The sequence below is a fragment of the Algibacter aquimarinus genome (genome assembly GCF_039543265.1).
GTDB classification, from domain to species: domain Bacteria; phylum Bacteroidota; class Bacteroidia; order Flavobacteriales; family Flavobacteriaceae; genus Algibacter_B; species Algibacter_B aquimarinus.
The window spans coordinates 230,964-257,455 of record NZ_BAABJK010000002.1 but is presented as its reverse complement, the minus strand read 5'-3'; the positions used below and the strand labels follow the sequence as shown (position 1 = coordinate 257,455).

At 33.3% G+C, this 26,492-nt stretch carries 17 protein-coding genes; 14 read left to right on the top strand and 3 right to left on the bottom strand.

Annotated elements, in window-relative coordinates; genetic code table 11:
- Positions 1-35: 35 nt before the first annotated feature.
- Both rhaT and ABD939_RS01065 read left to right on the top strand, forming a co-directional pair.
- On the top strand, positions 36-1,088 hold the full coding sequence (gene rhaT, locus ABD939_RS01070; RefSeq protein ID WP_345163452.1) for an L-rhamnose/proton symporter RhaT: 1,053 nt from the start codon (positions 36-38) through the stop codon (positions 1,086-1,088).
- A gap of 84 nt (positions 1,089-1,172) precedes the next feature.
- Positions 1,173-2,936: a T9SS type A sorting domain-containing protein gene (locus tag ABD939_RS01065; protein WP_345163450.1), complete on the top strand. Its 1,764-nt coding sequence runs from the start codon at positions 1,173-1,175 to the stop codon at positions 2,934-2,936.
- A 4-nt stretch (positions 2,937-2,940) separates the two neighbouring features.
- On the opposite strand, the gene ABD939_RS01060 is transcribed toward ABD939_RS01065, so the two are convergent.
- Positions 2,941-3,810: a hypothetical protein gene (locus ABD939_RS01060; RefSeq protein WP_345163447.1), complete on the bottom strand. Its 870-nt coding sequence runs from the start codon at positions 3,808-3,810 to the stop codon at positions 2,941-2,943.
- A 183-nt stretch (positions 3,811-3,993) separates the two neighbouring features.
- Between ABD939_RS01060 and ABD939_RS01055 the strand changes: the two genes are divergently transcribed.
- The 3 genes from ABD939_RS01055 to ABD939_RS01045 are packed head-to-tail and all read left to right on the top strand — an operon-like array spanning position 3,994 to position 9,420.
- Positions 3,994-6,828 carry a DUF1549 domain-containing protein gene (locus ABD939_RS01055; RefSeq protein WP_345163444.1) on the top strand — a complete coding sequence of 945 codons (2,835 nt, stop codon included), beginning with the start codon at positions 3,994-3,996 and terminating at the stop codon, positions 6,826-6,828.
- A gap of 10 nt (positions 6,829-6,838) precedes the next feature.
- Complete coding sequence (locus tag ABD939_RS01050) at positions 6,839-8,302, top strand: DUF1501 domain-containing protein (protein WP_345163441.1); 1,464 nt, start codon at positions 6,839-6,841, stop codon at positions 8,300-8,302.
- A 14-nt stretch (positions 8,303-8,316) separates the two neighbouring features.
- Positions 8,317-9,420 carry a 6-bladed beta-propeller gene (locus tag ABD939_RS01045; RefSeq protein WP_345163438.1) on the top strand — a complete coding sequence of 368 codons (1,104 nt, stop codon included), beginning with the start codon at positions 8,317-8,319 and terminating at the stop codon, positions 9,418-9,420.
- 10 nt (positions 9,421-9,430) lie between these two features.
- On the opposite strand, the gene ABD939_RS01040 is transcribed toward ABD939_RS01045, so the two are convergent.
- Together ABD939_RS01040 and ABD939_RS01035 are read right to left on the bottom strand one after the other, a co-directional pair.
- Positions 9,431-10,597 (bottom strand): sensor histidine kinase, encoded by a 1,167-nt coding sequence (locus ABD939_RS01040; protein WP_345163435.1) that lies wholly within the window; start codon positions 10,595-10,597, stop codon positions 9,431-9,433.
- Positions 10,598-10,789: 192 nt separating this feature from the next.
- The gene (locus ABD939_RS01035) at positions 10,790-12,157 is read right to left on the bottom strand and encodes a sigma-54-dependent transcriptional regulator (protein WP_345163432.1); all 1,368 of its coding nucleotides are present in this window, start codon (positions 12,155-12,157) and stop codon (positions 10,790-10,792) included.
- Positions 12,158-12,343: 186 nt separating this feature from the next.
- Here ABD939_RS01035 and ABD939_RS01030 point away from each other — a divergent pair, with 186 nt between their 5' ends.
- From ABD939_RS01030 to ABD939_RS00990, 9 genes are all read left to right on the top strand, one after another.
- Positions 12,344-13,675 (top strand): TolC family protein, encoded by a 1,332-nt coding sequence (locus tag ABD939_RS01030; RefSeq protein ID WP_345163428.1) that lies wholly within the window; start codon positions 12,344-12,346, stop codon positions 13,673-13,675.
- Positions 13,676-13,684: 9 nt separating this feature from the next.
- Positions 13,685-14,935 (top strand): efflux RND transporter periplasmic adaptor subunit, encoded by a 1,251-nt coding sequence (locus ABD939_RS01025; RefSeq protein ID WP_345163425.1) that lies wholly within the window; start codon positions 13,685-13,687, stop codon positions 14,933-14,935.
- 5 nt (positions 14,936-14,940) lie between these two features.
- Entirely contained in the window at positions 14,941-15,615 is a 675-nt protein-coding gene (locus tag ABD939_RS01020) for an ABC transporter ATP-binding protein (RefSeq protein WP_298338804.1), read from the top strand.
- A gap of 34 nt (positions 15,616-15,649) precedes the next feature.
- Complete coding sequence (locus tag ABD939_RS01015) at positions 15,650-18,079, top strand: ABC transporter permease (RefSeq protein ID WP_345163420.1); 2,430 nt, start codon at positions 15,650-15,652, stop codon at positions 18,077-18,079.
- Positions 18,080-18,210: 131 nt separating this feature from the next.
- Positions 18,211-21,069 carry an alpha-L-rhamnosidase gene (locus ABD939_RS01010; protein WP_345163417.1) on the top strand — a complete coding sequence of 953 codons (2,859 nt, stop codon included), beginning with the start codon at positions 18,211-18,213 and terminating at the stop codon, positions 21,067-21,069.
- A 35-nt stretch (positions 21,070-21,104) separates the two neighbouring features.
- The gene (locus tag ABD939_RS01005) at positions 21,105-22,895 is read left to right on the top strand and encodes a glycoside hydrolase family 43 protein (RefSeq protein ID WP_345163414.1); all 1,791 of its coding nucleotides are present in this window, start codon (positions 21,105-21,107) and stop codon (positions 22,893-22,895) included.
- 82 nt (positions 22,896-22,977) lie between these two features.
- Entirely contained in the window at positions 22,978-23,784 is an 807-nt protein-coding gene (locus ABD939_RS01000; RefSeq protein ID WP_345163411.1) for a carboxylesterase family protein, read from the top strand.
- Positions 23,777-25,372: a sulfatase gene (locus tag ABD939_RS00995; protein ID WP_345163408.1), complete on the top strand. Its 1,596-nt coding sequence runs from the start codon at positions 23,777-23,779 to the stop codon at positions 25,370-25,372. Before ABD939_RS01000 ends, ABD939_RS00995 begins: the two co-directional genes overlap by 8 nt.
- An 8-nt stretch (positions 25,373-25,380) precedes the next feature.
- Positions 25,381-26,139 carry a 3-keto-disaccharide hydrolase gene (locus tag ABD939_RS00990; RefSeq protein WP_345163405.1) on the top strand — a complete coding sequence of 253 codons (759 nt, stop codon included), beginning with the start codon at positions 25,381-25,383 and terminating at the stop codon, positions 26,137-26,139.
- The last annotated feature ends 353 nt before the right edge of the window (positions 26,140-26,492 follow it).

Here is a 26,492-nt window from a genome sequence, read left to right as displayed (position 1 = left end):
TTTAGGCGTTATTTTCAAATTTTAAAAAAGTAAATATGCAAGCATTATTAGGAGTAATATTTCATTCACTAGGAGGGATAGCCTCAGGAAGTTTTTATATGCCCTTTAATAAAGTTAAAGGATGGGCATGGGAAAGCTATTGGATGGTTGGAGGTTTAATGTCGTGGTTAATAGTGCCGCCTTTAGCAGCATATTTAACGGTTCCTGGGTTTTTAGATATTATTTCTGCTGGTTCAAGCACTGTTGTAGGGTTTACTTTTTTGATGGGTTTGCTTTGGGGCGTAGGAGGCTTAACTTACGGACTAGGCGTTCGCTATTTAGGAATGTCTTTAGGTAATTCAGTTGTACTTGGATTTTGTGCGGCATTTGGTGCTGTTGTACCTTCAATATATTATAACTTTAACCCTGAAGAAGGAAAAGTATCTTTTACTGATATGTTAGGCTCTTCAGGTGGTCAAGTTGTATTACTGGGTGTTTTAGTTTGTCTTATTGGTATTGGACTTTCTGGAAGAGCAGGTATGTTGAAAGAGAAAGAACTTTCTGATGAAGAAAAAAAGGAAAGTGTTTTAGAATTTAATCTTGTGAAAGGTTTAATTGTTGCTGTTCTTTCAGGAATTTTAAGCTCGTTTTTTAGTTTCGGTATAGAGTCTGGAAAACCTTTAGCTGATGCAGCTGTAGAGGCTGGTTATGATCATTTGTTTGCTAACAATGTAACTTTTGTTGTTATTTTGTGGGGAGGTTTATTAACCAATTTAGTTTGGACAACCATATTAAGTATTAAAAATAAATCTTACAAAGATTTTACAAATAAGAGTACACCAATTCGTAACAATTTAATATTTTCTGCATTGGCTGGGACTATATGGTTCCTTCAATTCTTCTTTTATGGTATGGGAGAAAGTAAATTAGGCAGTGGCGCAAGTTCTTGGATTTTACATATGTCTACTATTATTTTAACCGCAAATCTTTGGGGTATTTATCGTAAAGAGTGGAAAGGTGTTGCTAAAAAAACAAAACTGACAATAACAGCTGGAATTATAGTTATTCTTTTATCTGTTGTATTAGTGGGTATTGGGAATTCTATTTAAGTAAGTTTATTCTTAAGCTATACAGTACAGGATAGTTTTAGTTATTAATAACACTATTTTTATTTAATTGAACTAGAAAAAGATATGTTAAAGAAATTACTTAGTTTTTGTGTTGTACTTTTAATAACAACATTTGTATTTGCTCAAAATTATCCTTTCAGCTTGCCTTCAAATATGGAGGCTACTATTAATATTAATTCTACATCAACAGAAGTATATAACAATTTGTTGCTTGGAACAAATACACATCATTTTTCAACCACAAAAGAGAAAGATTTAATAAACAAATTAAAGCCTATAACCATAAGGTTTCCACATGGTTTATGGGCTAACTGGTATGATTGGCGTCGTGACGTTACTCGACTTTTTGGAACAGAGAGCTTTCAGTACGAACAAGGCGTAAATAAAACTGTCAGAACAAAGACAGTAGACAAACTAGCTAACATAAATATATTCGATAATCTTGATATTAAAGTTGGAATAGAAGGTCTCACAAGTTTAAATGCAAGCAGGAAATCAACCACAGGTAAGGGGTTTGATATGATGTGGACATTCAACATGAGTGCTGACGGTACCGATTTTAATAATGGATGTCCTGAAACCATAGCAAGATATGATGATTTGATTGCTAGAGGTTTTGAGGTGAAAGTTGTAGAAATGGGTAATGAAAATTTTTATCCAGGTCAAAGAAGCTCCATCATTCCAAATACGGAAGATTATATAGCTAGAGCAAAATCGATGTCTGCAGCGCTCAAAAAGAAAGACCCAAACATAAGAGTTTCTATACCATTATTACGAAGAGACAATTGGGCAAACCCTAATTGGAATGCAGATTTAACTGAAGACTTAACTTATTTTGATGCGGTAACGGTACACACTTATGTAGGTTCAGATCCTGATGATTCAACAAATAGCGACGAAGCTTATGGTACAGCACTTACTGCGCGCAAGCACTTAGGAAATTCTATTTATGATTATGCACATCAAGTAGCGCCTAATAAACCCATTTGGTTAACCGAATGGGGTGTAAAATCTGGTGGGCCAAATGCAGTATCTGCTTTAGGAATGGTAGATTGTTATATTTTTATGAGTCAAAATCAAGATGTTTTTGAGCGTGCCAATTGGTTTAGTGTAAATGGTAAACTAAATTCACATTACGTTTGGGAAACATATATTTCTCCTAGTGGAGTAGAACGTCCAAGAATTAAATATCCTTTAGAAAAAACACTCTTTGGATCAGCTTATGAAATTATACGTTTAGCGCTTGAAAATACTACGTTAATTGATAGTGATGTACAAGTTCCAAACCTTGTAGATGGTGTAAAAGCGGTTAACGCAAGAGTGGTAACAAAAGAGGGTGAAACCTCAGTTTTTGTTGTAAATCTTAGTAATCTGGATGTGCCATTTAATGTGAACATTGATGGTGCAGCTTATACTGAAACTGCAGTGCATAAAGCCATTTCATTTACTACTATGGATGAAGAAAGAGCTATGGGAATTGATGTAGATCCGTTAACTTTAATTAGCGATAGCAGTGAAAGTATTACATTACCTAAATTTTCAATAAATATTATTGAATTATCTAACGCATCATTATCTACATCACAAATCGCAAAAAATGCTGAAGTTAGAATATACCCAAACCCTAATAAAGGTGTGTTCAACATAAAACTAACCCATGGAGAAGAAGCTCAATATAGAATTTATTCTATAAGTGGTGTGGAAATTCAAAAAGGGGATTTTATATCAACAAAAGAAATTCGTTTTGATAATAATCAGACAGGAATTTACATTTTACAACTAAATACTAACCAGGGTGTTTCGACTCATAAAATTGTTGTTAATTAATATTTTATTCCCTGCATAAATTAACTTCTTTAAATTCTATGTGTGCAGTTACATCGCCAGTGTCACTTGTGCCGTAAGCGCCATATCTCGTGTAAACTCTTTCGGTGGTGTGATTATGTTCAATATAGGTTTCAGTATCGCCAACTATTAATTTTGAAAATGCAGTACCATTAGCATCGTATCCTGTTTCATAAACAAAAGTGTATTCTTGATTGTAATTTAGGGTTTTAAAGTTTTTTACGTCTCTGCCACCACCTGTATCTGTTGTATACGGATTAATGGTTACATGTGTTTCTAGCTGTATTTTATTACTGGACTTCTTTGCATAAAGTAAAAATTGTGCACTTCTGTTTGTGCTTCCAGATTCTTCCCCTTTTAAAATATTGCCACCTGCGTGGGACTGGATAATACATGTATTTCCATCACTTAAATCTACAATTTTAAGTGTTCCAGTTAGAATAGTGTTTTTATTGTTTGCTTGCGAAATTGTTTTAAAAAATCGTTCTACTCTAGTTCTAGTGCCATCATATCGTATTTCTCCACCAGTAATTTTGTAGCTTCCCCAATCATTAGCTAAATTTTCAAAACCTCCAACGGAATTATCTGTTCTACAATCTAAAGTGCCTTGATTGTTAGGGTTTGAAACATCATTACAAGATTGTGATTGTGACGCTGAAGGGCCTAGGTTCGGAAAATCTGATACGTCATCACAAATCTGGTTAGGAGTAGGATTCGAGTTATCGTCCTTTGGTTCTTCTATCATGGTTTCTTCTTTTTCTGATTCGTTTTCAGAATTGCTAGAACATGACATTAAAAGGGCTAAAAGCAAAATGAGTCCACTTTTACCTATTAATGGAATTTTGTATATCATCATAAAAAAATATGGTGGTTTGGGTTATTAAATAACTGATTAAAAATACTTATTAAACTCTTAACAGGTATCCTGTTCTATCTTGTGTTATGTTCATTAAAGCATGAGAGTACAGGATAATTTTAAGTTGCATAAAGAATAACTTTACTATTAAAATTTCATAAACTTACTTTTTGCTTAAAATAAATGGAAAACACAAATTGGGTACTACAATTTTTAGGACGCTTACATCCACTATTGGTACACTTTCCAATAGGTCTCTTGGTAGTTGCATTACTACTTGAGATATTAACTATAGGAGGTAAACGAAAAGGACTTAGAGAAGGTATTAATTGGATGATTTATATAGGTGCAGGATTTGCAGTATTTTCAGCACTCTTTGGTTGGTTCTTAAAAACTCAAGAAGCGTATACTGGCGATTTAGTAGATAATCATCAATACACAGGTATAGCAACAGCAGTATTAGCAATAGTTACAGCCATAATTTTAAAAAATAGTTTTAAAAAAACCATTGTAAATTTAAAAGCATATCGGTTTATGCTCTTTGCAACAGTAGTTTTACTTACCATAGCAGGACATTTAGGAGCCAACCTAACTCATGGCGAAGATTATTTAACATCCGTTTTTCCGGGTAGTAAAGAGGGATATAGCAATAAAGAATCGGGAGCATTACTATCTGAACTTAAAGGAGCAGATTCTTTATCAGAATTACAAAAAGATAAATTAAACTTAGAAGTAAGGGGGCTTTTTGCTCATAAATGTTACCAATGTCATAGTGAAAACAAGCAAAAAGGCGAGTTAGTGCTTGAAACTAAACGAGGTGTTTTTAAAGGAGGCAAAAGTGGACTGGCAGTTGTACCAGGTAAGCCAGAAGAAAGTGAAATTTACAAGCGCATTATTCTTCCAGCTAATGATAAAAAGGTAATGCCTACAAAAGGTAAACTATTAACTACAGATGAGATAGCGCTTGTAAAACTATGGATTAAAGAAGGCGCACATTGGTCTGATAAAGCGGTGAAAGTTTTTCCAGAAGCAACATTAGCCCTAGTGAAGCCAGAATTACCAAAGGTTGAAGATATTTCACATCCTATAGATAAATTAATAGCTATTTATTTTGATGAAAATAATCTTGATTGGCAAGAGGTTATTGACGATAGGGCTTTTATAAGACGTGCCTACATGGATGCTGTTGGGTTATTACCAGAACCAAGCGTAGTTAAGAATTTTATAAACGATAATAATCCAAACAAAAGAGAAGCGTTAGTTGATACTTTGCTAAATGATAATCAAAATTACACGCAACATTGGTTAAGTTTTTGGAATGATTTGTTACGAAATGATTACTACAGCGTAGGAGGAAAAAAACAGATTACACATTGGCTGTATAATTCGCTAATGAAAAATAAATCTTATGACCAAATAGTAACTGAATTGGTAAACCCTATAAAAGGTTCAGAAGGTTTTATAAAGGGTGTAAAATGGCGTGGTGTTGTTAATGCTAGTCAAAGAACCGAGATGCAAGCAGCTCAAAACATTGGGCAATCTTTAATGGGTGTTAATGTAAAATGTGCGTCGTGCCATAATAGTTTTATTAGTAATCTAACTTTAGATCAAGCCTATGGTTTTGCAACTATATTTTCTGATTCCATATTGGAATTGAATCGCTGTGATAAGCCCATAGGGAAAATGGCTAAGGCTAATTTTTTATATCCAGAATTAGGGAGTGTTGAAGGAGAAACCGTTAAGGATAGATTGTTAAAACTATCAGAGGTGATGGTGCAGAGAGATAATGGGAGACTCTACCGAACCATTGCGAATAGGTTTTGGGATCGATTAATGGGACGTGGTATTGTCGAGCCTTTAGATGAAATGGATAATGCGCCATGGGACGCTGAGGTACTAGATTGGTTATCAGTAGATTTTATAGATTCGGGTTCAGATTTAAAGCATTTAATTAGGAGAATCATGACCTCTAAAGTCTATCAATTACCCATGGTCAATTATAAAAAAGCGGAAGATTTAAAAACGAAGTATGTCTTTAAGGGTCCTGTAACACGCCGATTAAGTGCTGAACAATTTTCGGACGCTGTAAGTCAAATTATTGCGCCTTTATACCCACAAGCAGCATTTAACCCTAACGGAGATGATATTAAAGCCATACGTATATGGCACCTAGAAGAAGAGTTGGGAAGAGTAGTACTACCTGAACCTGGTAAAAGGTATTTTAGAAAATCGTTTAATGTTTCAAAAGAAACTATTAAAAAAGGAGAGGTTTTAATTTCGGTTGATAATTCTTATGTACTTTATCTTAATGGAAAAAAAATATTACAAAATAAAAATTGGAAAGTCGTTGATAAAGTTGATGTTACAAGTTATCTAAAAGCAGGAAAAAACTCCATAGCAATTATAGGTGAAAATGGAGGAACTATTGCAAATCCAGCTGGAATATTATTTGCTTTAAAGTTAGACTATGAAAATGGAAAAAGTATACTCTTAAAATCCGATAAATCTTGGGTGAGTTCTCGTGATTTACCAGAAGGCGATTGGGTTGCGGTTGCGTATGATGATAGTTCATGGAAAAAAGTTAGAAATTATAGTACCGGAAATTTTAAAAATTGGGGACAACTACTTGATTTTACATTTAAACCACATACCGAAAAATTTGCACGTGCTAGTTTGGTAAAACAACATTCATTTATGAAAGCTTTAGGAAGGCCTAGTAGAGAAATTGTTACAACCTCAAGAGAAGATCAAGCTACGCTATTACAGGCTTTAGAGCTTACTAATGGTGAGTTTTTTAATGGGATTTTAGAAGAAGGAGCACAATCATGGTTAAAAAAATATGGAGATGATAGCGATACTATCGTTATAGACTTATATAATAAGGCATTAAATAGAGAACCTTCAAATGAAGAAAAAACAATGATACTGAATATTTTAGGAGAGCACCCAAAACAAGAACAATTACAAGATGTGTTTTGGTCTGTTTTAATGTCGCCAGAATTTCAGTTTATTAACTAAAAATAAAAAAATGGATACAAATAAGTCACGTAGAGATTTTTTGAAAAAAATGAGTGCTGCTAGTTTATCAGCAGCTGCAACTACAATTCCAGGATTTAGTTTTTTAAGTTCTTGTTCGCCTGAGGTTCAAAAAATGGCATCTACAGCAGATACTGTTATTTTACTCTGGATGGCAGGAGGAATGGCACATACCGAGACATTTGACCCTAAAGCTTATGTGCCTTTTGAAAAAGGCGTAGAAAGCAAGAGGGTGCTAAGTACTTTTCCTAAGAAACCTACTGTAGTTGATGATTTGTATTTTTCTGAAGGATTAGAGGGTATAGGGAGTGTAATGGATAAAGGTGCTATAATTCGTTCATACAAATCTGCAGATTTAGGACATATTTTACACACCAGACACCAGTATCATTGGCATACTTGTTATGAGCCACCACAATCTGTACAAGCACCTCATATTGGAGCGTGGATAGCTAAAGAGTTAGGGCCTGCAAACCCTGTTATTCCGCCTTTTATTGCCATGGGGCAACGCTTTACAATGGGGGAGTCTGAAGAGCTCAAGGCGTTTCACTCTGCAGGGTTTTTAGGTACAGAATATGGGCCTTTTTTAATTCCAGACCCTTCAAGTGGTTTAGAAAGTGTGCGCCCACCAAAAGGCATGTCGCTTAAACGTTTTGAAGCACGTTATAAATTATATAAAGAACTAGCAAATAAGAGCGAGGTGATGGAGCAGGGTAGCGATTACCAGCGAGAGTCATTAATGCGTTCTATGGAGCAGTCGTATCGTTTATTAAATTCGCCCGAAGCTAAAGTTTTTGATTTATCAGAAGAACCAAAAGAAGTTTATGATACATACAATACAGGACGTTTTGGGTTAGGCTGTTTGTTAGCAAAACGACTAGCCATGAATGGAGGTCGATTTATTAGTGTGTCTACAGAATACGAACCGTTTTTGGGGTGGGATACTCACGAAAATGGACACACAAGACTTAAAAAGATGAAAGCGCTTATAGATAGACCTATAGCTCAACTTGTTAAAGATTTAGACGAAACAGGTCATTTAGATAGAACACTTATTATTTTGGCAAGTGAGTTTAGTCGAGATGCTATTATGGAGGGTAGACCTGGAGAACTTGTTAAAAATCAAGTAAATCAACCCGATATTATAAGAAAAGAAAAACACTATGGGATGCACCGTCATTTTACTGATGGAAGCTCTATTTTAATGTGGGGAGGCGGTGTAAAAAAAGGATTGGTTTACGGTAAAACTGCCGATGAAAGACCTTGCTCTTCTATAGAAAACCCTGTTGTTATAGATCAAGTACATCAATCTGTTTACCATGCTTTAGGTATTCATCCAGAAACCCATTACGAAATAGAAAGCAGACCATTTTATACAACGCCAGATGGTAAAGGAAAACCAATATTAGATTTATTTGGAAACCCTATGAAATCATCAAAAGAAAACATCGCTTAAAATTTAATTCCGTCATGACAAAATCCAATATGAACCGCAGAACATTTATAAATACAACAGCAAAAGCAAGTTTAGGTTTGGCTGTTGTGCCTCATTTTAACATATTAAAATCTAAACCAGATATGTATAATAATATCATTGGTCATGGCGATTTTAAGTATAAAGTGCATAAATCTTGGGGAGATTTAGATAGGGCTGTTACCCCTGTAAAAAATTGTCATGAAATGGTAATGGATTCTCAAGGTAGGCTTATAATGGTGGGTGATGACACACATAATAATGTTTTAATATATGATAAATCAGGTAAATTGTTAGATGCTTGGGGAGTGCGTTACAAAGGAGGTCATGGATTATCTTTATGGAATGATGGCTCTGATGATTTTTTATTTATAGCTGATACTAAAGGCGGTGAACTTATTAAAACTACAACTGATGGAAAAGAATTAATGATTATAGGGCACCCATCTCTATATGGAGCTTACGATAAAAAGGATAAATTTAAACCTACCGAAAGTGCCATTGGACCTAATGGAGATATTTACATAGCCGATGGTTATGGGTCGCAGTACATACTTCAATTTACAAAAGACGGAGAGTTTATTAGAAAAATTGGAGAAGGAAATGGGACAGGGCAAAACCAATTTCAAACAGCACATGGTGTTTGTATAGATTACAGAGGAAAAGGAGAACCTACATTGCTTATAACCTCTAGAGCTAGTAATTGTTTTAAGCGTTTTACATTAGATGGCGTGTATATAGAGCAAATAGACTTACCTGGAGCCTTTGTTTGTCGCCCTGTTATTCATAATGATAATTTGTATTCAGGTGTATGTTGGTCTTCAGAAATTGACTATGATGCTTCAAGGCGTATGGAAACTCATCCTACAAAAACAAGCCCAGGTTCTGGTTTCGTTACTATTTTGGATGATAAAGGTAAAGTAGTTTCCAACCCTGGTGGTACAAAACCAAAATACAAAAAAGGAAAGCTACAACGTATGGTTCAAGAAAAACCGATTTTTCGCCATTGTCACGATGTGTGTGTTGATAATGATGAAAATTTATACGTGTGCCAATGGAACGCAAATAAAGCGTATCCTATTAAACTTGAAAGAGTCTAAAAGGCTTGTTTTAAAACAGCAATGTAAAAACAGTTTCTACGTCAGGTGTAGATTTTACCATTAAGTGCCCTTGATGCAATTGCATAATATGTTTAGAAAGACTTAAACCAATACCTGTACCTTTTTCTTTGGTTGTAAAAAACGGAATAAAGATTTGCTTAAGATTGTTCTCTGATATTCCAGTTCCATTATCTATAACTTGTATTTCTATATTTCCAGAAGTTGTTTTTATAGCTTGTAGTTTAATTACTCCGTTAGCATGATGGGTTAATGCATCTATTGAATTCTTAATCAAATTGACTAAGACCTGCATAATCTGATTTTCGTCTGCAAAAAACTCTAAATTTGTTGGTGTAATTTGAGTTTCGAGAGATATGTTTTTATGTGCCTTTTCGTTACTTACTAACGTGATTATTTTTTCGAATAATGCAGACACTTTTATAAGTGTTTTATCGGGTTTAGGAATTTTTGTTAAAGAACGATACCCTGTAACAAAATCGGTTAAACCTAAACTTTGTTCTTGTATTACAGCCAATCCTTTTTTTACTTTTTCTAAATCACTTTCTTTTAATTGGTTCAATTGAATTTTACCATTATCAGTTTTAATGACCTTAGACAAACTATCTGAAATAGAAGTTATTGGTGCCAAAGCATTCATAATTTCATGGCTCATTACTTTTATTAATCCCATCCAAGAATCGACTTGTTTGGTATCTAATTCGCTATAAATATTTTGAATACTAACTAATAAAAGAGACACATTGTTAACTTCTATAGGTTTAGATTCAATTTTTAATTCAATTGTTGCACGTTCGTTCGTTATAGAAATTACCTGTTGCTTAAAAGGTTGTAGTTTACTAACTAAATTGTAGACGCTGTTATCTATTTTTTTTAGCTGTTGAATATGTGTAAGCACATCGCAATTCAACAATTTTTTTGCACTTTCGTTGGCAAACAAAATATGCCCTTTGGCATTAATAGATAATAAGCCAACATTGGTATATGCTAATAAAGTTTGGTAATACTGCTCTTGGGCTTGGGTATGCAATTTTTCATCTTGAATAATTCTATTAACCTTATTTAAATGCGCATTTAATTGATTTGTTACCGAGTTATTTGTGTTTTCTGAAAAGCTAATGGTAGAATCTGAGTTTTCTATAGCATTAAAAAAAAACATGAGTTTACGGTTGGTACTGTTTAGAAAATTGACAAGTGAAATTATTTGTAAAATTAATACGATTCCTAGTAATACAGCAATACCTTTTATATCATTTAAGATAAAATACACTACGCTAGCACATACCAATACTAGCAATAGTACTCTTAAAATTATTTTTAGATATAAATTTTTAGATAGCATTTTAGAATATTAAATTTTATAACGCTTTGTTTTATTGTATAAGGTTTGACGAGTAATACCTAACTGTTCTGCAGCAGTACTATAATTACCATCGTGTTTTTTTAGCGCAGTAATAATCATATTTTTTTCCATTTCGTCAATGGTTATGTCTGCCGTGTTTAATGCTTTTGTTTGCCGCTGATTAAACATAAAATCATTTACCGTTAATAGATTATTTTCACTTAAAATAACACAACGTTCCATAGTATGCTGTAGCTCTCTAATATTTCCTGGCCAAGGGTATTTAAGTAGTTTTTTCTTGATAGCACTACTCAATTTCAATCCTTTTTTATCATATTTATTCGCATACTTATTTAAGAAAAATTCTGCCAATTCTATAATATCATTGCCACGTTCTCTAAGTGCAGGTACTTCAATATGTATGGTATTTATTCGGTACAACAAATCTTCTCTAAAAAGTCCTTCATCAACCATTTTATTCAAATCGCAATTGGTAGCGCAAACCAATCTAACATTTACAGGAATAACTTTGTTAGACCCAATACGAACGATTTCTTTTTGTTGAATCACTTTTAATAATTTAGACTGTAACTGTAATGGCAAATTACCTATTTCATCTAAAAAAAGCGTACCATTATGTGCAACTTCAAACTTACCTGCTCTATCATTTTTAGCATCGGTAAATGCGCCTTTTACATGTCCAAAAAGTTCACTTTCAAAAAGGCTTTCGGGTATGGCACTTACATCTACATTTACTAAAATTTCTTGATGTTGCGCAGATTGATTGTGAATGGCTCGCGCAATTAACTCTTTACCAGTACCATTTTCGCCAGTTATTAAAACATTTGCAGAGGTTTTTGCAACTTTTTCAGTAATTTTTAAAACGGCATTTATTGCTGAAGAATTTCCAATAATTTGCTGCTCTGTTTCGTTGATAAGGTGTTTTAATTTTTTTTCACTTTGTTTTAGTAAACTTACTTCTTTCTTAGATTTTCCTAATTGAAAAGCTGCATGAATGGTGGCTAAAATCTTTTCGTTATCCCATGGTTTTAATACAAAATCTATGGCACCTTCTTTTAAGGTATTTACAGCTAATTCTACATCGCCAAAAGCAGTCATCATTATTACAGAAGCATCGGGTGCTATTTCTTTTAATTTTCGTAGCCAATAAAAACCTTCATTTCCTGTATTTATTCTGGATGAAAAATTCATATCCAAAAGAATAACATCGTAGCTTTTTAAATCGATAACCGAAGATATTCCGTTTGGGTTTTGAAGCGTAGTTACAGTTTTGTAAACATCTTGCAACAACAATTCTAAGGCGCTTAGTACCCCTTTATTGTCGTCTACGATAAGTATTTTTCCAGATTGCAACATAATAATCCAAAGCTACAAATAAGAATAATACTCAACTACAAAGTGTAAAATATTTTTACACTTTGTATAAAAATATTTTACATAAAAAGGATGATTAGATATTGATGGCGTTTGTAACCTGTTGAATTGCAGTGTATTGTTTTTTTTGGCACGCATATCGTTATATAAAATGCAAAACAATAAAAAATGAAAAACACTTTCCTAATTTTTGTAACCTACATTGCCTTTTCTTTAAATGGTAATGCACAAAAATTATGGACTTTAGAGGAATGCATTGTTTATGCTTGTGAAAATAACTTAGACCAAAAAACAAAAATTTACAATTCGGAGATTGATAAGGAATCGTTTCAACAATCTAAACGAGATTTTTTGCCAGATTTTAATGCTGTATCAAATTTAAACAGACGATTTGGTAGGTATGTAGACCCAAATAATAACGAGGTTATCAATACTGCAACATCATCAAACACCTACGGAGTAACATCGTCTTTAAATCTGTTTAATAATTTTAAGAAGTGGCACCAAAGGTCGCAGAAAAAACTACTATATCATGCAAGCTTAGAAGCTGTTTTGCAAGCAAAATACAACCTTTCTTTTGATGTGATGAACGCTTTTTATCTTGTGAAATTTAGAGAAGATTTATTGCAAATCACAAAAGAAAAATTAGAAATCTCTAATTTAAACTACGAGTTGGTAACTTCAAAAATAGAACTAGGACTACTAGCGAAATCTAATTTATACGATATTGAATCTGAATTAGGTACTAATAAATTAGAAATAGCTCAAGCCCAAAACGCCTTAAATGAGGCGACTTTAAATCTTATTCAAATCATGAATTTTAATGGTACAAGTATAAAGCTAAAACCCGATTTAGTAGCATTAAAATCTCTTGATAGTTTAACTTTAGAAACTGTTTTTTCTAAAGCAATTGCGTTTCTTCCGTCTATTAAACAACAAGAATTACAGGTAAATGCTTCAGAAAAAAACTTGGCTATTAGAAGGAGTGATTTTTATCCATCATTAGCATTAAATGCGGCGTATAGAACAGGTTATTTTGAAACGAGTATTGATGAAAATGGATTGATAACTCCTTTTTTAGACCAGCTATCTAATAATGCTGCCAAATCCATTGGTTTGTCTTTAAGAATTCCGATTACCAATAAATGGTCAAAACATTCTAATGTAAAAATTGCTAAAATAAATATCTTAAAAGAAAAGAATATTCTGGAGCAAAAGAAGCAAGAACTTTATAAAGAAATACAAAAAACAATTCAAAAAAACACTGCGCTTTTAGCGGAAAAAGAGGAGAATGAGTCTAACCTAAAATCTAAAGAACTCGCTTTTAACTTTGCTCAAAAAAAGTTTAACAAAGGGCTGGCTACGATTTACGAATTAGAGGTTGCCAAAAATAATTTAGCACAAGCTAAAATAGAAAGAACCAGAATTAATTTACAATTACAATATCAAAAAAAGGCAATAGATTTTTATTGCGGTATTGCTGTTTTTCCTTTTAAATAATAACAAAGAATGGATACTAAAATAGAGAAGAAAAGAACACTACAACCCAAACATATTGGCATAGGATTACTTGTAATTATTTTAATCGTAATATTTCTATACAATAGTTTAGGCACGCCTAGTACATCATCAGAAGTTAAAAAAAATGAAATTACGATAACAGAGGTTAAACGCTCTAATTTTAATGATTACATTACAATTAATGGCGTTGTAAAACCCATTACTACAGTATATCTTGATGCCTACGAAAACGGAAGAATTGTTGAAAAATATATAGAAGAAGGCAGTATTGTAAAAAAAGGAGATATTATATTAAAGCTAGAAAACAGGCAGTTATATGAGCAAATTTTAGCAAGCGAAAACAACCTAGCCATTAAGCAAAACAATTTAAGAGAAACAAAAATAAATTTTGAGTCGCAACGTGTTTTTAATCAAAAAAGTTTACTTGAAGCAGAATACAGAGTTATAAAAGCAAACAGGTCTTTTGAGCAAAACAAATCGTTATTTGAAGAAGAATTAATAGCTAAAGAAAATTATATAAGAGCCAAAGAAGAAAAAGAATTGGCGTCTAAACAGTACGATGTTATCAAGTTTAAAGCAAAGCAAGATTCGTTATTAAGTGCTACAGGTATAAAAGAATTAGACAACGATTTAATACGAATGAAAAAAACCTTAGCCATGGTTTATGAAAGAATTGAACACTTAAATGTTAGGGCAACTATAGATGGCCAATTAGGAATGCTTGATGCCGAAATTGGGCAAAGCATTTCCCAAGGACAACGTATAGGGCAGATACACGTGTTAACCAATTTTAAAGTACAGTCTAATATAGATGAGCATTATATTGATAGAGTTACAAGACATGTTTCTGCATCTTTAGAACGCGATGGAGAAACCTATGCCTTAAAAACTAAAAAAGTATATCCGGAGGTAAGAGATGGAGAATTTCAAATAGACCTAAGTTTTATAAACGAAAAACCAAATAATATTAGAACGGGGCAAAGTTATTTTATAAAATTAGAATTGGGTACACCTACAAATGCGATACTTGTTAGCAGAGGAGCATTCTCTAATACTACTGGCGGAAATTGGATTTACGTTGTAGATGCTTCTGGTAATTTTGCAACAAAACGCCAAATAAAAATTGGCAAACAAAACCCCCAATATTATGAAATTCTTGAAGGCCTACAACCTAACGAACGTGTAATAACATCTAGCTATAAAAATTTTGAAAACAGCGATAAACTTATTTTAAATTAATAACCATGATACAGACAAAAAACCTAACTAAAATATTTATTACAGAAGATATACAAACTAAGGCATTAAACGATATAAATCTACATGTAAAAGACGGAGAATTTATTGCTATAATGGGGCCTTCTGGTTGTGGAAAATCTACCCTTTTAAATATACTTGGACTAATTGATACCCCATCCGATGGTAGTTATATGTTTCATGGAAAAGAAATAGGCAACTTAAAAGAAAAGGAGTTAACCAAAGCAAGAAAAGGTAATATTGGTTTTATTTTTCAGAGCTTTAATTTAATTGATGGCTTAACGGTTTACGAAAATGTTGAATTGCCATTAACGTTTATGAACATCAATCAAAAAGAACGAAAAGAAAAAGTAAAAGCTGTTTTAAAACGCATGAAAATAGACCATCGTTCTAACCATTTTCCGCAACAATTATCTGGAGGGCAGCAGCAACGTGTTGCTATTGCTAGAGCTGTAATTACCGAGCCTAAATTATTATTAGCAGATGAACCTACGGGAAATTTAGATTCTAAAAATGGTACCGAGGTTATGAATCTATTAACAGAGCTAAGTCAAGAAGGTGCAACTATTATTATGGTAACACACTCCGAAAGTGATGCAAATTACGCACACAGGGTCATCAACTTATTTGATGGGAAAATTGTAATGGAAACAAGCAATTAGTAATACAGCCAATTAACTAAATAACTAGATAAAAATGAACTTTATCAAACTAAATATTTTCTATCGTAATTTAAAAAGAGATAAACTTATTTCTATAATTAATGCAGTAGGTTTAATTATAGGTATACTAAGTGCCTTGTTTATTTTAGAGTATGTGTATTACCAAAGAAGCTACGATAGCCATCACGAAAATGCCAAAGATATTTATCGTGTTGCTTACAATCGTTATCAAAATAACGAAGTGTTATGGAAAACAGCCAATTCATTTCCACCAACCGGAAAATGGTTAAAAGAACATTATAGCGATGTTGTAAATCATGCGAGGATAACTCCAAAAAATGAAATAACCATAAGCTATAACAATGCCTCAGGAAGTAAAATTATTTATTCTGAAGATAAAACGTACTATGCAACCTCTTCTATATTTGAAGTATTTACAATTCCATTATTACAAGGCGAAAAGGACCCTTTAAAAGCGCCAAATACAGTAGCAATATCACACCTCGCAGCAGAGCGTTATTTTGGAGAAGAACGTCCGTTAGGTAAAACAATAAAAGTAAATGGTAATGAAGATTACATGATAACTGCCGTATATAAAAAGATGCCAAAAAATTCGATTGTAAAATCCGATTTTTTGTTTTCTATGGAAACCATTTACAAACAACGTCCTAGAATTAGAACAAGTTGGGGCTACGATTATGGCAGTACTTTTATACAACTAAAACCAAATAGCGATTATAAAAAGCTAGAAAAAGAAGGTCTTCCTGAGATGATAGCTGCTAATTATAAAAAGCGTCTAGATTCGCAAGGAAAAAGAGATACATACTATTTACAACCGTTGCAGGATATTCATTTAACCTCTAATATAGAATATGAATCGGAGCCTCCTGTTAACGGAAAAATTATAAGTATTCTTTTTGGATTTTCTATTTTTCTTTTAATTATAGCTTGGATTAATTTTATAAACCTAACTACAGCACGCTCTATAGAAAGAGCCAACGAGGTAGGTGTTAAAAAAATTAATGGAGCCTCTAAAATGAATTTAATAACTCAGTTTTTAAGTGAAGCTTTTCTTTTTAACATACTTTGCTTAGTCATAACTATTGTATTATTTTATGCTTTAAATCCTTGGTTTAAAACCATTACTCAAATAGGAGATTTTAATTTATTTGAGCACTCTAAATTCTTAGGTACATTTATAGTAATTTTTGTTTTAGGCATTATAATTTCCTGTATTTATCCTGCTGTTATATTACAATCCTATAAACCTGTAACTGTTTTAAAAGGGAAATTTAAAAACAAACGCGAAGGAGTCTTTTTTAGAAAACTATTAGTTACTCTGCAATTTGTAATTTCAGTTGTATTGCTTTGCGGTACACTTATAGCATACAAGCAAGCTACGTTTTTAATGGAAAAAGATATGGGTATTAATTATGCTCAAAGTATAGTAATTAAAGCGCCCAAAACAGGAGAAAAACAGAGTGAATTACAAAGTAAAATTCTTTTAATGAAAGATGAATTAACTCAAATTCCTGAAGTAAAAGGATTTACTTTTTCATCTGATATTCCTGGTCAAGAAATTCAACATTGGTTTAGTTGTAGAAGAAAGGGGTACGACAAAACAGACACAAATTCTTTTTTCCAACTCTCTATAGATGACCAATTTCTAGAATTTTACAATATAAAACTACTTGCAGGAAGACTATTCAGGAAAGGCGAAAAAGAAACTGGAACCAAGAGTATTATTATGAATGTAAAAGCTATGGAACGTGTTGGTTATAAAACACCAGAAGAAGCTATTAATAACTTTGTTGTAACTGGTAGAAATGAAGAGTTTAAAATTATAGGCATTGTTGACGATTTTTATTATCAATCCATCAAAAACGAACCAGTACCAACGGTATTAAGACTTACCGATAGTCACAAAGCCTTTTTAACCTTAAAAGTAGCTAGTAATAATACCACCGAAATTCTTCAAAAGTTAAAAAACATTTATGAGAACTATTTCCCAGAACAACCTTTTGATTATTTGTCTCTAGAAAATAAGATAAGTAATACGTTGAAATCAGACCGAACGTTCTTATTTGTCTTTAGTTTATTTTCAATACTTGCTATTATAATTGCCGTAATTGGTATTGTGGGCTTAATATTAATCACTATTAGCCAACGTATGAAAGAAATAGGTGTTAGAAAAGTCCTCGGCTCAGAATTAATGGATGTCTCTAAACTACTAGCTAAAGAAGTTGCTTCACAGATTATTACAGCTATAATAATTGCCATTCCTTTAGCTTGGTATGGTTATCAAAATTGGTTTTTAAAAACCTATATTAATAGCATAGAGTTGCATATATGGATGTTTTTAGTTCCTGTTATTGTGCTTTTTATAATCGTTTTTTTAGTAATTCATCTTGTGGCTTTAAGAGCGTACCAAATGACTTTGTCTGAAGTATTGCAAAATGAATGATTTCTGAAATAATTGAAGTATTATAAATTTTTTAAAATACATGAGAGTACAGGATAATATTTATTAAGCCTTTAGATACTTTTAAGGAATAAATATTAATTTAAATCAATATCTACCTGAAGATTATTAAAATGATAAAAAAACAGCACCTCTTTTCAATTGCATTATTAGTTATTTTTTGTTTTTCTTGCAATGAAGTATCAACGTCTCGAACATCAATAGCTTTTGATAAGTTATTAACCAATTCAAAAGTAAATCCGTCAACAATTGAAAGCGAGCAACCCACGTTTTCTTGGATAATACATGTTGAAGGGTTCAACAAATCGCAATCGGCTTATCATATTTTGGTAGCGTCTTCAAAAGAAAAATTGGATGAAGACAATGCGGATTTATGGAATTCAGATAAAGTAAATAGTCATAAATCTACATTTGTAAAATACAAAGGAAAATCTTTAGAACCGCTACAAAAATACTTTTGGAAAGTTAAAATTTGGGATGAACAAGGTACTGTTTCTAGATGGTCAGAGATTCAAGAATTCGAAATGGGATTGATGACCAATGAAAATTGGGGTGCTTCAAAGTGGATTACTCTAAATAAAGATACACGAACTTCAGAACATAGATTTAGAGGGTATAAAAGAGGTAACATGAAAGAGTCAAAACCAGTAAATGGTTTTGCGGCTAGTTATTTTAGAAATGAATTAGAGCTTGATAAAAAGGTTGAAAATGCACAAGTTTATATTTGTGGATTAGGTTATTATGAGTTGTATTTAAATGGAGATAAGGTGGGGGACCATGTCTTAGACCCAGCACCGTCTAACTACGATAAGCAAGCATATTATGTAAATTATGATATTACAGAACAATTAAAGTCTGGGAAAAATGCTTTCGGAATTATATTAGGAAACGGATTTTACGGACAAAATATTTCTTGGAGTAGAGATCCAGAATCGAATAAAAAAGGAGTTTCTTACGGGCAACCAACAGTGCGTTGTTTGATAAAATTGAATTATACTGATGGAACTTCAGCAGACTTTTATACAGATGAAAACTGGAAAGAAGCTACAGGGCCAATTGTGTTTAACAACATTTATGGTGGAGATACTTATGATGCACGTTATGAATTGGGTAACTGGAATACTGTTGGCTATAATGATGCCAAATGGGGTAATGCAAAAGTAACATCACCTGATGTTAAAAAAATAAGTGCAAGTCAAATTCCACCGATTAAAAAATTAAAAGAGTTTGAACCGCAAAAAGTTTTTAAAGGGTCAGATGGTAACTGGATTGTAGATTTTGGTCAAAATATTGCGGGTTGGGTAAAACTAAATGTTAAAGAAAAAGAAGGGCAATTAATAGAGGTTGTTACTACAGAAGCCTTGTTAACAAATGGAAAAGATATTTTTAAAGGATCTACAGGAGGCGGAGCAAACGGAATGGCTCAAATATACAAGTACATTTGTAAAGGAGATGATTTAGAATCTTGGGAACCTAAATTTAGTTATCATGGATTTAGATACGCTAAAATTACAGGTATTTCTAGAAAACCAGATGCAGACATGATTAAAGCTGTTTTGGTGGCTACAGATATTCAAGAAACTGGAAATTTTACTTCTTCGGATGAATTGTTAAACAAAATGCATAGTATTAGCAAATGGACTATTGTAGATAATGTACATGGAATTCCAGAAGATTGCCCACATAGAGAAAAATGTGGTTGGTTAGGAGATGCACATGCTTTTTGTGAGTATGCACTTTATAATTATGATATGTACGATTTCTACAAAAAATATATGGAAGACATCAAAACACAGATGCGCCCTACTAAAGGACATAATAATCCAGAAAAAAAATGGTTAGTACCAACAATGATTGCTCCAGGAAAACGTACATCTACCTATGCAAAAATAGATTGGGGAGTAGCTACCATGTATTTGCCTTGGTATAACTATAAGTTTTATGGAGATGAAACTATTGTAAAAGACTACTACGAACCTATGAAAGGGTTAACAGATTTCTATTTGAACTATAAAGGAGAAAATGGAATTATGCAAGATGGTATGGGAGATTGGTGTCCACCAAGATGGGACAGACGTAAAAATCCGAAAGCTATGGAATGTGATCCTATTATTTCTGCAAATGCTTATTTCTATGACGTGTTAGGTATTATGGAAAGATTTGCTAAAATGAATAACGATGCTAGCTATGAAGCACAAATGAAGCAAGAAAAAGAAGCATTAAAAAAAGCATTTAATAAAGAGTTTTTAGTAACCATTCCAAATACCAGCTACAAATGGTATCAGAGTCAAACAGCTACTGTACAAGCATTACAATTTGGTATTGTGCCAGAAAATGAAATAGAAAATGTGGTCAATGGTTTAGCACATGATATTGTTGCCGTAAAAGGCGGGCATCATTCAACTGGAATTCATGGGAATAGATATATCTATACCGTGTTAACAGAAAACGGAAAAGGAGATTTAGCACATGAAATTTTAACAACACCAGAATTTCCTAGTCAGACGTATGTGATGAACTCTGGTTTTACAACATGGCCAGAGCGTCAATTTGTTTGGGAAGAAATGGAAGGACCAACAAATTCGTTAAATCACCCAATGCACTCTGGTTTTGCAGCTTATTTTTATGAATCATTAGGTGGTATTAAATCTTCAGAAGATCAACCAGGTTACAAAGTATTTACTGTAAACCCTGAGTTTCCTACTGCAATTAGAAAAACTGAAGTAAAAGTGCCAACACCTTATGGCGATATTACCAATAATTGGTCTATAAAAGATGAAGTTTTAAGTATAAATCTTGAAGTACCGTTTAATACAAAAGCTAGGGTTTTAGTGACGCCTTCAGAACTTGAAAGTCTAGAAATAAACGGAGTACCTATTTCAGAATTTGAACAGAATAATACTGTTGAAATAGCTGAGGGGGTTATTATTTTAGGCTCAGGAGAATACATAATAGCATATTCTAAAAGCTAAATTTATAAGACACTAAAATACTTAACAAACAAAGCATGAAACTAGTATATCATATTGTTGTAAAATCACTAATTATTATACTATTAGTGTCATTTACCAGTTGTAATTCGAAACCAGAAAACAAAACAGCAACATCATCAAAAGATGTGGCTCAAGCCCAAACGGGAAGCTTTGGAGATCAAGGCGATGGTACATACATCAATCCTATTTTAAATGCAGATTATCCAGATTCTGATATCGAGCAAGTAGGCGATACGTATTATATGATTACATCAAAGCAACACATGTCACCAGGGATGCCAATTCTAGAATCTAAAGACATGGTGAACTGGACCAATGTGGGGCACGTGTTTGAAAGTTTATCTTGGGCGCCAGAATACAATTGGGATCGCATGAATGGCTACTCTTTTGGAACTTGGGCAGGCGATTTAGCATACCATGAAGGCACTTGGTATTGCTACCAAATAGATTACCAACATGGTTTAATGGTAGCAACAGCAAAGGATATTAAAGGTCCGTGGAGCAAACCTATTATGATGCTTCCTAAATCAGAAGTATTAGACGATCCAGCTGTTTTTTGGGATAAAGAAACTCATAAAGCATATGTAATAATTAATACGGCTGGCAAGCAAAAAGCAGCAAGTAATGCAATTGAAGGTAACGAAAATAGAATTTATGAAATGAGTTGGGATGGTACAAAAATCCTAGGTGAAGGTAAATTGGTCTACACTGGTATGGGCGCCGAAGCTGCTAAAATTTATAAAATTGACAGCACTTGGTATATCTTTTTAGCACAATGGACCATGGGCGACAGGTCAACCAAACCAGGTGTAAAAAACCCTAAAAACGATAGAAAACAAATTGTACTACGTTCAAAAGAAAGTATTTACGGGCCTTACGAAGTAAAAACCGTATTAGAAAAAGGTACAGCATTTAATAACCGTAGTGCAAGCCAAGGCGCATTAATGCAAGCACCAGATAAATCATGGTGGTATATGCATCAATTGATTCAGAATGATACCATTCCATTTCAAGGGCGACCGCAATGTTTAGAGCCTGTGAATTGGGTTGACGGATGGCCAATTATAGGCATAGATGAAGATAATGATGGTATTGGAGAACCTGTAAAACAACACAAAAAACCTATAGACGGTTATCCAATTACGGCCCCAAGTTCAGACGACGATTTTTCATCATCTAAATTAGGGTTCCAGTGGGAGTGGAACCATAATCCACGAAACACGCATTGGTCTTTAACCGAGCGTCCAGGGTGGTTACGACTTAAAGCAAGCAAAATATTACCAAACGAAAAAGGTTATGGGCCAAACATAAACGAGTGGACAAACAACGATGGTTCAGATTCAGATTTCTGGAGAGCTTACAATACCTTAAGTCAGCGTATCATGGGCATCACCACAGGAACAGCGGTTGCAAAATTCGATATTTCAGGGATGCAACCTCACCAATTAGCAGGCTTTGTGCGCTATGGTGGCGTGTTCAATTTGTTAGGTGTAGAGGTTGATGAAAACGGTGAAAAGCATATCTTTTACATAGATACTTTTGGTAAAAAAACAAAAGGTCCGAAAGTTGTTGGGCCTGATTTTTATGTACGCACCGTAAACCAGGGTAATCAAGCTAATTATGAATTTAGTCTAGATGGTGATTACTTCTCAGATTTTGGACCAACCTTTACTATTGCTTTTGGAAAATGGACTGGAGATCGTTTAGGATTCTTTACATGGAATGAAAAAGAAGATGCAGGGTATATCGATGTTGATTGGTTTACTTATGATTATGATGGGCCAAAAGCAGCAAAGTCAAAATAAAAGTATATGAATTATAAAAAATCTACGGAAAATATATAGAAGTTAAAACAATAAAGGGTACAGTAAACAGAAAATTAACAATATGATTACCATTTCATCAAAGTCATTATTAAAACGATTAGTGTTTATTTTAATTATGTGTAATGTGCTGGCTACTATTGCTCAAAATATTCAAGAAACACTTAACGATATCAATTCACGTTTTAAAAACGTAGAAGTAAGTATATTAAATTGGCCTGATGATTTAAAACCCCATCTAGGTGATTTAAAAGAATCAGCATTTATTGCTTTACCACTAAAAAAATCTACAGGAAAAATACCTTTACTAATAACATTACACGGTGGCGGTGGAAAAGTATGGAGTCTTGAGCAGCAACTTTCACGGTCGGCACTAGTAAAAGGACTTTCATTAGCTGAATTATCAGGAAAAGAATTAATGCTGCTTGAACCAAATTCTTTCAGTAGTTGGGATCCAAAAGCGTTGAATATCATGCTAGATTATATACTAAAGCAATATCCAGAAATTGATACAAACCGCATTTATGTTATGGGGCACAGTATGGGTGGTAGCGGTACATGGGCATGGATTCAAGATACGCCAGAACGTTTTGCAGCAGCATCGCCTTCGGGCTTTAGTAGTGTTAGAGATACAGATGATATAAATAAGTTAGTAAACTTACCCATTTGGGGAATGGTAGGAGGTAGCGATGTTAAGAACGTTGAACCAGTAAAAAAAATGATAAAACTACTAAAGGAAGCAGGGAACACCAATGTGAGATATACCGCGTTTCCCGAAGCTAATCATGCTCAAGGCAATGCAAAAGTATTTAGTGCTGTTGAATGTGTAGATTGGATGCTTTCATTTTCTCTAAAAAAAGACCATGATTAATTTTAAATATTTTTTTCTACTATTTTCTTTTGTGATTCTTTTCGGTTGTAATGAGAAAACATCTTCAAAACGAACAAATGTCAACAGGCCAAATATATTATTCATTCTAGTAGACGATTTAGGCTATCATGATTTAGGGGTTACGGGCAGCACTTTTTACGAAACCCCTAACGTAGATAAATTAGCCAATGAAGCCATGATGTTTACCCAGGGCTACGCGGCAAGTAGAGTATGTAGTCCATCTCGCGCCAGTATTATGACGGGTAAGTTTACAGCACGTCATGGTATTACCGATTATATTGGTGCTAAAACAGGTGAAGCGTGGCGTACAAGAAATCGATATGACAAATTATTACCCGCAGATTATGTAATGCAATTACCAAAAGCCGATATCACCATTGCAGAAGCTTTTAAAAATCACGGATACAAAACTTTTTTTGCAGGAAAATGGCATTTAGGAGGAGAAGGTTCGCACCCTGAAGACCATGGTTTTGATATTAATATTGGGGGTATAGATGCAGGATCACCCAGAGGCGGTTTCTTTTCACCTTGGAATAATCCAAAATTGCATAATAAGCAAAAAGGAGAAAATTTAACCTTGCGTTTAGCCAATGAAACAGCAGATTTTGTTTCAAAACATAAAGACACAACGTTTTTTGCATTTTTATCCTTTTACGCGGTGCATGCACCAATTCAAACTACGGAAAAAAAATGGCGAAAATATCGCGATAAGGCAGATAGCTTGGGTGTTGCAGATTCGGCTTATGTTATGGAGCGTGTGTTACCTATCCGTCAAGTGCAAGACAATCCTATTTATGCAGGATTAGTTGAAACTATGGATGATGCTGTTGGTATCGTTTTAAAAGCATTAAAAGATAACGGATTAGAAGAAAATACTATTGTAGTTTTTACTTCCGATAATGGTGGTGTAGCTTCTGGAGATCATTACGCTACCAGTAATTTGCCACTTAGAGGTGGGAAAGGGTACCAATGGGAAGGTGGTATTCGCGAGCCCTATTTTATTAAAGTACCATGGTTAAAAAATGATGGCGCTACAACGGAATTTCCAGCAATAAACACCGATTTTTATCCAACGCTTTTAGATGTTGCAAATGTACCGTTACATCCAGAACAACATATAGACGGTATCAGTCTCAAACCATTATTAGAAGGAAAGCATTTAGAATTATCCAGACCTTTATATTGGCATTATCCGCATTATGGCAATCAGGGCGGTGAGCCAGCTTCTATAATACAACAGGATGGCTGGAAGTTAATTCATTATTGGGAAGATGGTCGAGAAGAATTATTCAAATTACCTTCCGAAGAAAAAGACCAACAAAATTTACTATCAAAACACCCTGAAATTGCTAAAAGCCTAAGTCATAATTTAATGTCTTGGTTAAATAATGTAGATGCTAAATATCCTGTAAAAGACTCAGTTTATGATGCTGAAAAAGCTAAAATAAGATATTCAAATACTGTAAATAAGAAATGGCCTTCGCTAGAAAAACAGCGTTTGGAGGTGTTGTCAAAAAATTTTCAACCCAATGAAAATTGGTGGAAAAGTAAAGTAACCGTTGATTAAGATATAATATGAGATTAAAAGCTATAAAACACCAATTCGTAATACTAATATTAATGGCCTTAAGTTTTTCATGTAAAAACGCTGTAAATAAAACAGAATTTAAATCCATTTTTAATGGAAAGGATTTAAAAGGATGGCAAGGAGATGCAACCTATTGGCGTGTTGAGAATGGTGTTTTAACAGGAGAAGTAACACCAGAAACCATTTTAAAACGAAATTCTTTTATTATTTACAAACAGGAACAACCCGAAAACTTTGAGTTAAAACTAGAATATAAAATTACCAATTTAGGGAACAGTGGAGTAAATTACAGAAGTGCACTTATAAAAACTATGCCGTTTGCCTTAAGAGGGTATCAATGTGATATAGATGGGAAGAATAAGTACACAGGTCAGAATTACGAAGAGAAAAAAAGAACTACACTGGCTTACATGGGTGAAACTGTAACTATACCGCAAATGCCAGATAGCATACCAAAACAAAATATACGTAAAAATGTAAAACGAAACTGTTGGCAAACAAGAGACTTGATTGATACAAAATTAAAATCAGAGTTAGTATCTTCTATAAAATCTAACGATTGGAACACGATACATCTCATAGTAAAAGACAACAAAATGAAACATTATGTAAATGGTGTGTTGTTTAGTGAGGTGACTGATTTAGATGAAATCAATAGGGTTGTAAAAGGCTATATTGGTGTACAAGTGCATGTTGGGCCACCAATGAAGGTTGAGTATAAAAATATAAAACTAAAGCATTTATAAAAACGTATTTATCTTTTAGTCTATAATCCAAATACAACACATATCGGCTCCTTAGTGAAAAAGTGCTAAGAAGAAATAAACTTATAATTAGATTTCGAAACTCATAGTTTTAAATGAGCGTTTATTTACACATTTTATTTCTATAATTAATTGGTGCTAAATCTTCAAAGTTTTGCTTAAGATAACTTTTTCGTCTTTGCTTAAAAGCTTAAACTTTTATATTGAATTTCAAGGGTTTTTAAAATTTAGTTATAATTAATATTTGTCCTTTTAATCCATTTACAATTTGAAAGTAAAAAGGAGATGTATGGTTGTGAATAGTAGTATTAATCATGAATATATTCAAAATTAAC

Bases quoted from the DNA above. Each gene is read 5' to 3' on its own strand.
- ABD939_RS01010 (WP_345163417.1), top strand. From the start codon at position 18,211: ATGATAAAAAAACAGCACCTCTTTTCAATTGCATTATTAGTTATTTTT.
- ABD939_RS01045 (WP_345163438.1), top strand. From the start codon at position 8,317: ATGACAAAATCCAATATGAACCGCAGAACATTTATAAATACAACAGCA.
- ABD939_RS01005 (WP_345163414.1), top strand. From the start codon at position 21,105: ATGAAACTAGTATATCATATTGTTGTAAAATCACTAATTATTATACTA.
- ABD939_RS01035 (WP_345163432.1), bottom strand. From the start codon at position 12,157: ATGTTGCAATCTGGAAAAATACTTATCGTAGACGACAATAAAGGGGTA.
- ABD939_RS01025 (WP_345163425.1), top strand. From the start codon at position 13,685: ATGGATACTAAAATAGAGAAGAAAAGAACACTACAACCCAAACATATT.
- ABD939_RS01060 (WP_345163447.1), bottom strand. From the start codon at position 3,810: ATGATGATATACAAAATTCCATTAATAGGTAAAAGTGGACTCATTTTG.
- ABD939_RS01020 (WP_298338804.1), top strand. From the start codon at position 14,941: ATGATACAGACAAAAAACCTAACTAAAATATTTATTACAGAAGATATA.
- ABD939_RS01065 (WP_345163450.1), top strand. From the start codon at position 1,173: ATGTTAAAGAAATTACTTAGTTTTTGTGTTGTACTTTTAATAACAACA.
- rhaT (WP_345163452.1), top strand. From the start codon at position 36: ATGCAAGCATTATTAGGAGTAATATTTCATTCACTAGGAGGGATAGCC.
- ABD939_RS01055 (WP_345163444.1), top strand. From the start codon at position 3,994: ATGGAAAACACAAATTGGGTACTACAATTTTTAGGACGCTTACATCCA.
- ABD939_RS00995 (WP_345163408.1), top strand. From the start codon at position 23,777: ATGATTAATTTTAAATATTTTTTTCTACTATTTTCTTTTGTGATTCTT.
- ABD939_RS01040 (WP_345163435.1), bottom strand. From the start codon at position 10,597: ATGTTTTTTTTTAATGCTATAGAAAACTCAGATTCTACCATTAGCTTT.
- ABD939_RS01015 (WP_345163420.1), top strand. From the start codon at position 15,650: ATGAACTTTATCAAACTAAATATTTTCTATCGTAATTTAAAAAGAGAT.
- ABD939_RS01030 (WP_345163428.1), top strand. From the start codon at position 12,344: ATGAAAAACACTTTCCTAATTTTTGTAACCTACATTGCCTTTTCTTTA.
- ABD939_RS00990 (WP_345163405.1), top strand. From the start codon at position 25,381: ATGAGATTAAAAGCTATAAAACACCAATTCGTAATACTAATATTAATG.
- ABD939_RS01000 (WP_345163411.1), top strand. From the start codon at position 22,978: ATGATTACCATTTCATCAAAGTCATTATTAAAACGATTAGTGTTTATT.
- ABD939_RS01050 (WP_345163441.1), top strand. From the start codon at position 6,839: ATGGATACAAATAAGTCACGTAGAGATTTTTTGAAAAAAATGAGTGCT.